At 46.3% G+C, this 12367-nt stretch carries 12 protein-coding genes; 11 read left to right on the top strand and 1 reads right to left on the bottom strand.

What is annotated here, in order from left to right:
• Nucleotides 1–9: 9 nt before the first annotated feature.
• The 9 genes from eno to rpoS all read left to right on the top strand — a co-directional run bounded on the left by eno (nt 10) and on the right by rpoS (nt 7830).
• A complete protein-coding gene (eno, locus tag OH459_RS05080; RefSeq protein ID WP_005425372.1) occupies nt 10–1311 on the top strand; it encodes a phosphopyruvate hydratase in 1302 nt (433 codons plus the stop codon).
• 541 nt (nt 1312–1852) lie between these two features.
• On the top strand, nt 1853–2134 hold the full coding sequence (gene ftsB, locus OH459_RS05075; protein WP_005452106.1) for a cell division protein FtsB: 282 nt from the start codon (nt 1853–1855) through the stop codon (nt 2132–2134).
• Between the two features lies 1 nt (nt 2135).
• Nucleotides 2136–2846, top strand: coding sequence for a 2-C-methyl-D-erythritol 4-phosphate cytidylyltransferase (gene ispD, locus OH459_RS05070; RefSeq protein WP_038899663.1), 711 nt, complete (start codon nt 2136–2138; stop codon nt 2844–2846).
• A 14-nt stretch (nt 2847–2860) separates the two neighbouring features.
• The gene (ispF, locus tag OH459_RS05065; protein ID WP_009698769.1) at nt 2861–3337 is read left to right on the top strand and encodes a 2-C-methyl-D-erythritol 2,4-cyclodiphosphate synthase; all 477 of its coding nucleotides are present in this window, start codon (nt 2861–2863) and stop codon (nt 3335–3337) included.
• 45 nt (nt 3338–3382) lie between these two features.
• Nucleotides 3383–4426, top strand: a complete 1044-nt coding sequence (gene truD, locus OH459_RS05060; RefSeq protein ID WP_038899661.1) for a tRNA pseudouridine(13) synthase TruD — start codon at nt 3383–3385, stop codon at nt 4424–4426.
• Complete coding sequence (gene surE, locus OH459_RS05055; RefSeq protein ID WP_009698768.1) at nt 4426–5202, top strand: 5'/3'-nucleotidase SurE; 777 nt, start codon at nt 4426–4428, stop codon at nt 5200–5202. Before truD ends, surE begins: the two co-directional genes overlap by 1 nt.
• Complete coding sequence (locus tag OH459_RS05050; RefSeq protein WP_005452113.1) at nt 5202–5828, top strand: protein-L-isoaspartate(D-aspartate) O-methyltransferase; 627 nt, start codon at nt 5202–5204, stop codon at nt 5826–5828. Before surE ends, OH459_RS05050 begins: the two co-directional genes overlap by 1 nt.
• A 14-nt stretch (nt 5829–5842) precedes the next feature.
• A complete protein-coding gene (locus tag OH459_RS05045) occupies nt 5843–6766 on the top strand; it encodes a peptidoglycan DD-metalloendopeptidase family protein (protein WP_009698767.1) in 924 nt (307 codons plus the stop codon).
• A gap of 80 nt (nt 6767–6846) precedes the next feature.
• The gene (gene rpoS / locus OH459_RS05040; RefSeq protein WP_005452115.1) at nt 6847–7830 is read left to right on the top strand and encodes an RNA polymerase sigma factor RpoS; all 984 of its coding nucleotides are present in this window, start codon (nt 6847–6849) and stop codon (nt 7828–7830) included.
• A gap of 93 nt (nt 7831–7923) precedes the next feature.
• On the opposite strand, the gene mutS is transcribed toward rpoS, so the two are convergent.
• Nucleotides 7924–10485 (bottom strand): DNA mismatch repair protein MutS, encoded by a 2562-nt coding sequence (mutS, locus tag OH459_RS05035; protein ID WP_053053788.1) that lies wholly within the window; start codon nt 10483–10485, stop codon nt 7924–7926.
• Nucleotides 10486–10570: 85 nt separating this feature from the next.
• Between mutS and pncC the strand changes: the two genes are divergently transcribed.
• Both pncC and recA read left to right on the top strand, forming a co-directional pair.
• Complete coding sequence (gene pncC / locus OH459_RS05030) at nt 10571–11053, top strand: nicotinamide-nucleotide amidase (RefSeq protein WP_009703950.1); 483 nt, start codon at nt 10571–10573, stop codon at nt 11051–11053.
• Nucleotides 11054–11254: 201 nt separating this feature from the next.
• Nucleotides 11255–12298: a recombinase RecA gene (gene recA / locus OH459_RS05025; RefSeq protein ID WP_050907766.1), complete on the top strand. Its 1044-nt coding sequence runs from the start codon at nt 11255–11257 to the stop codon at nt 12296–12298.
• The last annotated feature ends 69 nt before the right edge of the window (nt 12299–12367 follow it).

Genomic DNA, 12367 nt, shown 5'->3' with positions numbered 1-12367 from the left:
GAAACATTAATGTCTAAGATCGTTAAAGTTCTAGGTCGTGAAATCATCGACTCACGTGGTAACCCAACTGTAGAAGCTGAAGTACACCTAGAAGGCGGTTTCGTAGGTATGGCGGCAGCTCCATCTGGCGCATCTACTGGTTCTCGCGAAGCTCTTGAGCTACGTGACGGTGACAAAGCACGTTTCCTAGGTAAAGGTGTTCTTAAAGCTGTTGAAGCTGTAAACGGCGCAATCGCTGAAGCTCTAGTTGGCAAAGACGCTAAAGACCAAGCTGCAATCGACGCAGTAATGATCGAACTAGACGGCACTGAAAACAAATCTAAGTTCGGTGCGAACGCTATCCTAGCTGTTTCTCTAGCAAACGCTAAAGCTGCTGCAGCGGCTAAAGGCATGCCTCTATACGAGCACATCGCTGAGCTAAACGGTACAGCAGGTCAGTTCTCTATGCCTCTACCAATGATGAACATCATCAACGGCGGTGAGCACGCAGACAACAACGTTGACATCCAAGAGTTCATGATCCAACCAGTTGGTGCTAAGACTCTTAAAGAAGGTCTACGTATCGGTGCTGAAGTATTCCACAACCTAGCTAAAGTTCTTAAGTCTAAAGGCTACAGCACTGCAGTTGGTGACGAAGGTGGTTTCGCTCCAAACCTTAAGTCTAACGCTGAAGCTCTAGAAGTTATCGCAGAAGCTGTTGCAGCTGCTGGTTACGAACTAGGTAAAGACGTTACTCTAGCTATGGACTGTGCAGCATCTGAGTTCTTCGACAAAGAAGCTGGCATCTACAACATGAAAGGCGAAGGTAAAACTTTCACTTCTGAAGAGTTCAACCACTACCTAGCTGAGCTAGCTAACCAATTCCCAATCGTTTCTATCGAAGACGGTCTAGACGAGTCTGATTGGGCTGGCTTCAAGCACCAAACTGAACTACTAGGTGACAAGCTTCAACTAGTAGGTGACGACCTATTCGTTACTAACACTAAGATCCTTGCTGAAGGTATCGAGAAAGGCGTAGCTAACTCTATCCTTATCAAGTTCAACCAAATCGGTTCTCTAACTGAGACTCTAGCTGCAATCAAGATGGCTAAAGACGCAGGTTACACAGCAGTAATCTCTCACCGTTCTGGCGAAACTGAAGATGCAACTATCGCTGACCTAGCGGTAGGTACAGCTGCAGGCCAAATCAAGACTGGTTCTATGAGCCGTTCTGACCGTGTTGCTAAGTACAACCAACTAATCCGTATCGAGGAAGCTCTAGGTGAGCGCGCTCCTTTCAACGGTCTTAAAGAAGTTAAAGGTCAAGCTTAATTCTTAACTGAATTAACAGCTTAACCTAAAGCTTTTGAAAACGCCTCGCACTTGCGGGGCGTTTTTTTATATGACGGAAGCTCTAAGTGAGCGCGCTCCTCCATGTTTCAAGGAAGCGGTCTCAAAGAAGTTAAAGGCCAGGCTTAATTCTTAACTGAGTTAACGGCTTAACTTAAAGCTTTTAAAAACGCCTCGCACTTGCGGGGCGTTTTTGTATCTGACATATGGGAACGCTATGCTTCGAGAGGCAGGAACGGGCTTCGCCCTTCGGGAGCGCTTCTCTTCGAAAGGTAGGAGCGGACTTGGCTCTTCGAGAGCACTTCACTTGGCGATATGAGGACTGACTTTGTCTTTCGCTCACGTTGATTTGTCATTCCCTAGAACGACGAAGGAGAGAGTAGGGAATCTCTTTGTTTCATTTTGCTGCTTTTTTCCTGTAAGGAGCGTGTGAGTCTCTTTTTCTACCCTAGAGCCAACCACGCATTTATGCTATATATGTCACCTTATCTAATCCCTTCCGGTACAGAATGTTAGCAACGATATGCGAATCTTTGTTATAGCCCTTACGTTACTGTTTGGCTGGCTTCAATATACCCTCTGGTTTGGCAAAAACGGGGTGTCTGACTACTACACAGTAGAAGATGAAATTGAAGTGCAGCAGCAAGTAAACAGCAAGCTGCAAGCTCGTAATAACGAGATGTTCGCTGAGATTGATGACTTACGACAAGGTCTTGATGCAATCGAAGAACGTGCACGTCATGAACTTGGTTTGGTTAAAGATGGCGAAACCTTCTACCGAATTGTCGATGAGGAAGAGCATTAATATGTTGGATACTAACACTCCAACCCATATTGCTATCGTGCCAGCCGCAGGTGTTGGCAGCCGCATGAAGGCAGATCGCCCAAAACAATACCTGTTGATTGACGGCAAAGCGGTACTGGAACATACCGTAGAGAAACTGCTTTCTCACCCAAAAATTTCTAAGGTTGTCGTGGCTATTACCGACGGCGACCCATACTACCCTGAACTCTCCATTGCTCAGCACCCTGATGTGATTCGCGTGGCTGGTGGTAAAGAAAGGGCAGACTCTGTGTTATCAGGGCTAAACTATGTAAGTACACATCTGGAAAGCGAGTGGGTATTAGTCCACGACGCTGCAAGACCGTGTGTATTAACATCCGATATTGACCATTTGATCGACGTTTGTAGCGCACACCCAACGGGTGGCATCCTTGCCTCTCCAGTGAGAGACACAATGAAGCGAGCAAACGCAGCACAAGATATTGATCATACGGTAGATAGAGAAGCATTGTGGCATGCATTAACTCCACAAATGTTTAAAACTCAGCAGCTTACTCAAGCACTGACTGACGCATTAGAACAAGGTGCAACCATCACTGATGAAGCCTCGGCTTTGGAATGGTTAGGTGAAAAGCCGGCACTTGTTCAAGGGAATGCGAATAATATAAAAATTACTCAGCCAGAAGATCTTGCGTTAGCCGAGTTTTATCTAAGCCGTGAGCGCGGCGAATAAAGAAAGGATAGAAAATGATTCGAATTGGTCATGGTTTCGACGTACATAAATTCGGTGGTGAAGGTCCGGTAATCATTGGTGGTGTAGCGATCCCTTACGAACAAGGTTTGATTGCACACTCTGACGGTGATGTAGCGCTGCATGCGTTAACGGATGCCCTGCTTGGCGCTATTGCTGCAGGCGACATTGGTCGTCACTTCCCTGATACGGACGAAAAATGGAAAGGTGCAGACAGTCGTGAACTACTGAAAGACGTTTATCGCCGAGTCAAAGAGCAAGGCTACCGTCTTGGTAATGCCGATGTCACTATCATGGCACAAGCGCCGAAGATGGCGCCGCACATTGACGCAATGTGTGCTGCTATTGCCGAAGACCTTGAAACCGACATTAGCAACATTAACGTAAAAGCAACGACGACAGAACGTCTTGGTTTTACTGGACGCAAAGAAGGCATTGCAACGGAAGCAGTTGTACTTCTGTTTAAGCAATAATTAGCAATTTGCTCCTCTAAGCTGTGATATCAGCGGAAATACATCATGTCAGACATTTTATCTTCATTGGCTTACCTAACAGGTAAGCCAGTTGCATCTGCAAAAATCAAAGCGCAGCCAGAGCACTTTCAGGTTCGCGAAGATTTAGGTTTTGCCTTTACGGGTGAAGGCGAGCATTTAATGGTTCGTATCCGTAAAACAGGTGAGAACACCAGTTTCGTTGCTAACGAACTAGCAAAAGCCTGTGGTGTTAAGTCGAAAGACGTTAGCTGGGCGGGTCTTAAAGACCGTCATGCTGTGACTGAACAGTGGCTAAGTGTGCATTTACCAAAAGGTGAAACGCCAGATTTTTCAGCATTTTTGGCGCAATACCCGAGCATCGAGATCCTAGCAACTGATCGTCACAATAAAAAACTGCGCCCTGGTGACTTAGTAGGGAACGAGTTCGTGGTTACTTTGTCTGAAGTGACAGATATAGCGGATGTTGAACAACGTCTTGAAAAAGTGAAACAAGTGGGTGTGCCAAACTACTTTGGTAGTCAGCGTTTTGGTAACGATGGCAACAACCTTGAAGAAGCACGTCGATGGGGACGCGAGAACGTTCGTACCCGCAATCAAAACAAACGCAGCATGTATCTGTCAGCGGCTCGTTCGTGGATCTTCAACCGCATTGTTTCAGCTCGCCTAGAGAATGGTGTATTTGACAAGTTCATCGACGGTGATGTTGCGCAGACAGCTTCTGGCACTCAGTTAGTTGATGCAAGCAACATTGCCGAGTTACAAGCACAATTTGCTCAAGGCGAAGTAGCGATCACCGCGGCAATGGCGGGCGATAACGCACTACCAACTCAAGCGGATGCGCTAACCTTAGAACAACCGTTCTTAGATGAAGAACCAGATTTGATGGCACTGATTCGCGGTAACCGTATGCGTCACGACCGCCGCGATATCGCACTCAAGCCACAAGACCTAGCTTGGACGGTCGATGGTAATAACATCACGATGACATTCTCGCTGGATGCGGGTTCATTTGCGACCTCAATCGTGCGTGAGCTGGTCATCGAAGAAAAGGTAGAAAGAGAATATTAATGGAAATGGATTCACACAACGCGAAGCCATTAAGAATACTGCTCAGCAATGATGATGGTGTTCATGCTCAAGGAATTCATGCGCTTGCTGATGAGCTGAGAAGCATTGCCGAAGTAACGATTGTCGCACCAGACAGAAACCGCTCTGGTGCATCTAACTCATTGACGCTGGAGCAACCGCTGCGTGTCACCGAGATTGCGCCAAAGACATTCTCTGTGCAAGGTACGCCAACAGACTGTGTACACTTTGCGCTGAATGAGTTGATGAAAGATGATTTGCCAGACCTTGTGCTGTCAGGCATCAATCATGGCGCAAATCTAGGTGATGACGTTTTGTACTCCGGCACGGTGGCTGCTGCTATGGAAGGACACTTCCTTGGCGTGCAGGCGATTGCTTTCTCTCTAGTCGGTAAACAACATTTTGAATCTGCTGCTAAAATTGCTCGCCAGTTGGTTGAGCAGCATTTGATTCGCCCAATTCCAACCAACCGTCTATTGAATGTAAACGTCCCTGATCTTCCGTTTGAAGAACTTGGTGAGATAGAAGTGACTCGCTTGGGTGCGCGTCATCACGCTGAGAATATGATTAAGCAGAAAGATCCACGCGGACATGATATTTATTGGCTTGGTCCTCCGGGTAAAGAGCAAGATGCTGGCATCGGTACGGACTTTTATGCCATTGAACATGGTTTTGTTTCAATCACGCCGCTGCAAGTCGATCTCACCGCTCATGAGTCGCTGCGCGCAATGGACAGTTGGTTAAAGGAAGAGAGTTAATGAGTAACCCACATGCTGACAGGTTGATAGCGTTTCTTATCTCCAGTGGCATCAGTGATCAACGTGTGTTGGATGCGATTTATCGACTACCACGTGAGAGCTTTGTCTCACAAGCAATGATGCACCAAGCGTACGACAACAATGCGCTGCCGATTGGTCAGGGACAAACTATTTCTCAGCCTTATATCGTTGCAAAAATGACAGAGCTGCTTGATCTAAAATCGGACAGTAATGTTTTAGAAATCGGCACGGGCTCGGGTTACCAAACTGCAGTGCTTGCGCAAATTGTCGATCATGTCTATTCCGTTGAACGCATTAAGTCTTTGCAATGGGATGCTAAGCGTCGTCTGAAACAACTGGATATTTATAACGTCTCTACCAAACATGGAGATGGTTGGCTTGGATGGGAAGCGAAAGGTCCATTCGATGCGATTATTGTCACTGCGGCAGCGGAAAGTGTTCCCCAAGCACTTCTATCCCAGCTGAAAGAGGGCGGTAAGATGATCATTCCTGTTGGTGAAGATGAACAACAACTATTAAAAATTGAACGTCAGGGTGAACAATATCTGTCGACCGTGGTAGAAATGGTAAGATTTGTGCCATTAGTTGCAGGTGATTTAGCTTAAGGGTTAAAGACTAGGTGAAGAAGTTATTACGTCGTTTTGGTATTAGCTGTTTATTGGCTGCGGGACTGGTTGGTTGCGCGGCTCATTCACCTGCACCTGTTTCAAGCCTAAATAAAGATTACTCGACGGTTGAGCGTGGTAGTTATAGAGGGAGTTATTACGAAGTAAAGAAAGGTGATACCCTTTATTTTATTGCCTACGTCACAGATAAGGATGTAAATGATCTTGTTCGTTACAATGAATTGTCTGCGCCTTATACGATTTTCCCGGGGCAGAAGTTAAAACTTTGGGCTCCGAAATATGTTGCGCCTAAATATGGTCATAAAGTGGAACCCGTTGTTGCTCCTGTAGTTGCGGCGAAACCTGTTCCAGTGACTAAAACATCAACAGCGTCAAAGCCGTCAAATTCAAGTAAAAGCTCTACTCAAAAACCTAAACCGACTAAGACTCAAGTTGCACAAAAACAGCCTCCAAAGAAGGTTGAACAATCCAAACCAAAGGAGTATGTTGGGTCAAAAGGTAATCAGAATGTTAAACCGAAACCGCCAGTAACTACCGCGAAAAACGATAAAGTATCGAAGTGGTTATGGCCAACAAAAGGGAGAGTAATCAAGAACTTCTCAGCGGGAGAACAAGGAAATAAAGGCATAGACATCGCAGGACAGCGTGGTCAGCCAATCGTTTCAACCGCAGCCGGCACAGTCGTGTACTCAGGTAATGCGCTACGAGGTTATGGCAACCTAATTATAGTGAAGCATAACGACAATTATTTAAGCGCATACGCACACAATGACAGATTGCTGGTCTCAGAAGGACAAAGTGTTAAGAGCGGACAAAAAATAGCGACCATGGGTAGTTCTGGTTCTAAATCCGTCAAACTTCACTTTGAAATTCGCTATCAAGGTAAATCAGTGAATCCAAAGCGCTATTTACCGTAGAACTTTGAATAACAACTTGCGACATCATTTAGCGACATATTGAGTTGTCATGTCTTGCTAACTCGCCAGGGGGAGGCGTTATGAGTATCAGCAACACAGTAACCAAAGTTGAAGAGTTCGAATATGATAATGCACAATCGGAAGGCATTTCTAACGGACTTGAAAAACCATCTAACGGAACCAAAACAGCAGCACGCGAAGAGTTTGATGCGAGCAGCAAGAGCCTAGACGCGACTCAGCTTTACCTAGGTGAAATTGGTTTCTCACCTCTACTTACTGCAGAAGAAGAAGTACTTTATGCACGACGTGCACTGCGTGGCGATGAAGCCGCTCGCAAACGCATGATCGAAAGTAACTTGCGTCTTGTAGTGAAGATCTCTCGCCGATACAGCAATCGTGGTCTTGCGCTTCTTGATCTTATTGAAGAAGGTAACTTAGGTTTGATCCGTGCGGTCGAGAAGTTTGATCCAGAACGAGGCTTCCGTTTCTCAACTTACGCGACGTGGTGGATTCGCCAAACGATCGAACGTGCGTTGATGAACCAAACTCGTACAATCCGTCTGCCAATTCATGTGGTTAAAGAGCTGAACATTTATCTGCGTACAGCGCGTGAACTTTCTCAGAAGCTCGACCATGAACCAACAGCAGAAGAGATTGCTGCACAGTTAGATATCCCAGTAGAAGACGTAAGTAAAATGCTTCGCCTTAACGAGCGTATTAGCTCTGTCGATACTCCAATCGGTGGTGACGGCGAGAAAGCGTTACTGGATATTATTCCTGATGCAAACAACTCGGATCCTGAAGTTTCCACTCAAGACGATGACATCAAATCTTCATTGATCCATTGGCTAGAAGAGCTGAATCCAAAACAGAAAGAAGTGCTGGCACGTCGTTTTGGTCTGCTTGGTTATGAGCCATCAACGCTTGAAGAAGTGGGACGTGAAATTGGTTTAACACGCGAACGTGTTCGCCAGATCCAAGTGGAAGGCTTACGTCGACTACGCGAGATCTTGATTAAACAAGGTCTGAACATGGAAAACTTGTTCAACGTAGAAGACGACTAAACGTAGGCAGCGATAGAGGCTAGATCAGAATAAACAAAAGGCTATGGGTGACCATAGCCTTTTTGCGTTTTACTATACCAGTTCGCCCAAGAACTAGAGCATCTTCTTCAAGCGGTATAGCTCTTCCAGTGCCTGACGTGGCGTTAAATCATCAGGATCGATATTCGACAATGCTTGTTCAACATCACTAGGTTCAGGGATCAGGCTGAGTTGGTTTGCCACATCAACGGTACTCGGACGAGGTGAGTCATTACCTTGACCTAATTGTTCAAGCTGCGACAGTTTGTGACGTGCATTCTTGATGACTGGTTTTGGAACGCCCGCTAAACCAGCAACCGCTAGACCATAAGACTTGCTTGCCGCGCCTTCTTGAACTGCATGCATAAAGGCAATGTTGTCACCGTGTTCTACCGCATCAAGGTGAACGTTAGCGAGATTTGGCAGCAAGTTTGGCAGCTCAGTCAGCTCGAAGTAGTGCGTTGCGAACAGAGTCATTGCCCCAATCTGAGTTGCAAGCCATTCTGCACTTGCCCATGCCAAAGACAGACCATCGTAAGTACTGGTACCGCGACCAATTTCATCCATCAGCACCAAGCTGTTCTTAGTGGCGTTGTGAAGAATGTTGGCTGTTTCAGTCATTTCTACCATGAAGGTTGAACGGCCAGATGCCAAATCATCAGATGCACCGATACGAGTAAAGATGCGGTCTAGAGAGCCAATATGAGCTGATTCTGCAGGAACGTATGAACCAATGTGAGCCATCAAAGCAATCAATGCAGTCTGGCGCATGTAGGTCGATTTACCACCCATGTTTGGACCGGTGATGATCAGCATCTTACGATCTGAGCTCAGTTCAATTGGGTTAGCTATAAATGGTTCGCTTGTTACTTGCTCCACGACAGGATGACGACCCGCTTGAATGCTAATGCCCGCTTCTTTGTCCAATGTTGGGCGACAGTAATCAAGTGAATCTGCACGCTCGGCTAGGTTTTGTAGTACGTCCAACTGAGAGATCGCCGAAGCAAGGTTTTGCATCTTCTCAAGGTTTGGCATCAACAAATCAAATAGCTCTTCCCACAGTTTTTTCTCAACTGCTAGCGCTTTTGATTTTGAATTCAGAACTTTATCTTCGTGCTCTTTCAGCTCTGGAATGATATAGCGTTCTGCATTTTTCAGTGTTTGGCGACGTACATAGTGTGGTGGAACCAAGTGGCTTTGACCACGGCTAACCTGAATGAAGAAACCGTGTACAGCGTTGTAGCCAACTTTTAGGGTGTCGATACCATGACGTTCTCGCTCGTCTGCTTCGAGTTTTTCAAGATACTCGGTTGCGCCGTCTGCAAGCTTTCGCCATTCATCAAGTTCCGCATTGTAGCCTTCTGCAATCACGCCTCCCTCGCGAATAACTACTGGCGGGTTTTCTTTGATTGCGCGCTCAAGTAAGTCGCATACCTCATCCATTGGCGCAGCAAATTGAGCCAACTTTTTAAGGTATGGGTGAGCTAGAGAAGAAGTGACTGCTTCCAACTCTGGCAACTGTTGCATCGCATGGCGTAGACGAGCCATATCGCGCGGACGTGCTGAGCGCAGCGCCAAACGGGCTAGGATACGCTCGATGTCACCAATTTGTTTGAAGATTGGTTGAATGTCGGTGAACAAGCTCTGAACTTTGATCTCACCAATTGCATCAAGACGGTTGTTAAGAGTATCGACACAGCGCATTGGTTGATGTAACCAGCGCTTCAGCATACGGCTGCCCATTGGGGTCGCACAGTGATCGAGTACTTCGGCTAGCGTGTTATCGGTCCCACCAGATAGGTTTTGCGTCAACTCTAAGTTGCGACGTGTTGCCGCATCAAGAATGACTGAGTGATCTTGGCGATCAAACGTCAATGAACGAATGTGTGGTAGGGCAGTACGCTGAGTATCTTTTACGTATTGGATCAAACAACCCGCAGCACACAGACCCAGTGAAGCGTGCTCAACCCCAAAGCCTACCAAGTCGCGCGTACCAAATTGTTGGTTCAACTGCTGCTTAGCGGTATCTAGCTCAAATTCCCAGACAGGACGACGACGGTTACCGTTACGGTTCGACATCAGATGTACGGGTTCAAAATCTTCAGGGAAGAGTAATTCACGAGGTGCAGTACGTTGCAGTTCAGCAGCCATTGCTTCTTCGGTTTCAGGCTCAACTAATTGGAAGCGACCCGAAGTCACATCCAATGTCGCGTAACCGAACTTACCATTGTGATGGTAAATAGACGCAATCAGGTTGTCGATACGCTCTGACAGCAGTGCTTCGTCGGTTACTGTACCTGGTGTAACAATGCGTACTACTTTACGTTCAACTGGACCTTTGCTTGTTGCAGGATCTCCAATCTGTTCACAGATCGCGACAGACTCACCAAGCTGAACAAGTTTGGCTAGATAACCTTCAACGGCGTGGAATGGAACGCCAGCCATCGGGATAGGTTCACCTGCCGATGCACCACGTTTAGTCAACGAAATATCAAGCAATTGAGATGCGCGTTTAGCATCGTCGTAGAAGAGTTCGTAGAAGTCGCCCATGCGGTAAAACAGCAAGATTTCTGGGTTCTCAGCCTTTAGCTTGAGATATTGCTGCATCATCGGAGTGTGTTTTTGTTCAGCTTTCACAGGTAAGTACTTTTGTTTATTTCCGTAGCGGCTTAGGATACGTGAATCCCTATCAAGTAAAAAGAGACAAAGGGCATTTTTGGCTATGGAACGAGCAACAAAATTGAGTGCCGATTTAGGTGCATTATTGGCTAAGCATGGACATGTTTTAACGACGGCAGAATCATGCACGGGTGGCGGTGTTGCAACTGCTATTACTGATATTGCTGGCAGTTCTGCGTGGCTTGACCGGGCGTTTGTCACTTACAGTAATGAAGCCAAAATGGAGATGCTTGGTGTACAAGCTTCAACGTTGGAAGCACATGGTGCGGTGAGCGAACCTGTCGTGATTGAAATGGTACAAGGTGCCATTCGTAATTCGAATGCTACTATCGGCGTGTCCATCAGTGGTATTGCTGGACCAGGAGGAGGCAGTGAAGAGAAACCTGTCGGTACGGTCTGTTTTGCCTTCGCTGATAACCAAAACTGGCAGCAAGTGGATACCATGCATTTCACTGGTGACCGTGCTCAAGTTCGCAAAAAAGCGGTCGAACACGCACTGACTCAATTGTATCAACATCTGATTTAGAATTTGTGAAATTGCCTTAGCCCAGATTTGATAAGGGCTAGAGCAAATCATGACTTTAGGTCAGTCAAATTTTTTTCATACAGGTATAGACACTGTATGAATCAACAGTATAATGGCTTTCATTGCTGAGCAGTTCTTCTGCTTAAGAAAAATGAATTACTATTCGTCGCCCAAAACAAGATGAATAAATCGGAGAAAGTAATGGACGAGAACAAACAGAAAGCGCTCGCCGCTGCGCTAGGTCAAATTGAAAAGCAATTCGGTAAAGGCTCTATCATGCGCCTTGGTGATAACCGCGCAATGGACGTAGAAACCATCTCAACGGGTTCCCTTTCTCTTGATATCGCTTTGGGTGCTGGTGGTTTACCAATGGGTCGTATCGTAGAAATCTACGGTCCAGAATCTTCAGGTAAAACAACGCTAACTCTTGAGCTGATCGCTGCTGCGCAACGTGAAGGCAAAACTTGTGCGTTTATCGATGCAGAGCACGCGCTAGACCCTGTATACGCGAAGAAACTTGGCGTTGATATCGACGCACTATTGGTTTCTCAGCCTGATACGGGTGAGCAAGCGCTAGAGATCTGTGACGCACTTGCACGTTCTGGTGCTATCGACGTTATGGTTGTCGACTCAGTTGCAGCACTAACACCAAAAGCAGAAATTGAAGGCGAAATGGGTGACAGCCACATGGGTCTTCAAGCACGTATGCTTTCTCAAGCGATGCGTAAGCTAACGGGTAACCTAAAGCAATCTAACTGTATGTGTATCTTCATCAACCAAATCCGTATGAAGATTGGTGTGATGTTCGGTAACCCAGAAACAACGACTGGTGGTAACGCACTTAAGTTCTACGCTTCTGTTCGTCTAGATATCCGTCGTACTGGCGCAATCAAAGAAGGTGACGAAGTAGTAGGTAACGAAACGCGCATCAAAGTTGTTAAGAACAAGATTGCTGCACCGTTTAAAGAAGCAAACACGCAAATCATGTACGGCCAAGGTTTCAACCGCGAAGGCGAACTGATTGACCTAGGCGTGAAGCACAAGCTAGTTGAAAAAGCAGGTGCATGGTACAGCTACCAAGGCGACAAGATTGGTCAAGGTAAAGCAAACGCTTGTAACTACCTACGCGAAAACCCAGAAATCGGTAAGACTATCGATACTAAACTGCGTGAAATGCTACTTTCACCAGCACTACCTGAAACACCAGAATCAGGTGAAAAATCAGAGCAAGAAGAAGAGTTTTAATCTTCTTACTGAGTCATATTGAACAAGGCCCTGCTATGCGGGGCTTTGTTGTATCTGCTGAAATAAAAA

Source organism: Vibrio sp. MM46 (genome assembly GCF_027587135.1).
Classification (GTDB): domain Bacteria; phylum Pseudomonadota; class Gammaproteobacteria; order Enterobacterales; family Vibrionaceae; genus Vibrio; species Vibrio harveyi.
This window is presented reverse-complemented; position numbering and strand designations above follow the sequence as displayed.

Excerpts from the sequence above, each read along its gene's own strand:
- surE (WP_009698768.1), top strand. The coding sequence starts at position 4,426 with ATGGAAATGGATTCACACAACGCGAAGCCATTAAGAATACTGCTCAGC.
- ispF (WP_009698769.1), top strand. The coding sequence starts at position 2,861 with ATGATTCGAATTGGTCATGGTTTCGACGTACATAAATTCGGTGGTGAA.
- rpoS (WP_005452115.1), top strand. The coding sequence starts at position 6,847 with ATGAGTATCAGCAACACAGTAACCAAAGTTGAAGAGTTCGAATATGAT.
- ftsB (WP_005452106.1), top strand. The coding sequence starts at position 1,853 with ATGCGAATCTTTGTTATAGCCCTTACGTTACTGTTTGGCTGGCTTCAA.
- ispD (WP_038899663.1), top strand. The coding sequence starts at position 2,136 with ATGTTGGATACTAACACTCCAACCCATATTGCTATCGTGCCAGCCGCA.
- OH459_RS05050 (WP_005452113.1), top strand. The coding sequence starts at position 5,202 with ATGAGTAACCCACATGCTGACAGGTTGATAGCGTTTCTTATCTCCAGT.
- truD (WP_038899661.1), top strand. The coding sequence starts at position 3,383 with ATGTCAGACATTTTATCTTCATTGGCTTACCTAACAGGTAAGCCAGTT.
- eno (WP_005425372.1), top strand. The coding sequence starts at position 10 with ATGTCTAAGATCGTTAAAGTTCTAGGTCGTGAAATCATCGACTCACGT.
- recA (WP_050907766.1), top strand. The coding sequence starts at position 11,255 with ATGGACGAGAACAAACAGAAAGCGCTCGCCGCTGCGCTAGGTCAAATT.
- pncC (WP_009703950.1), top strand. The coding sequence starts at position 10,571 with ATGGAACGAGCAACAAAATTGAGTGCCGATTTAGGTGCATTATTGGCT.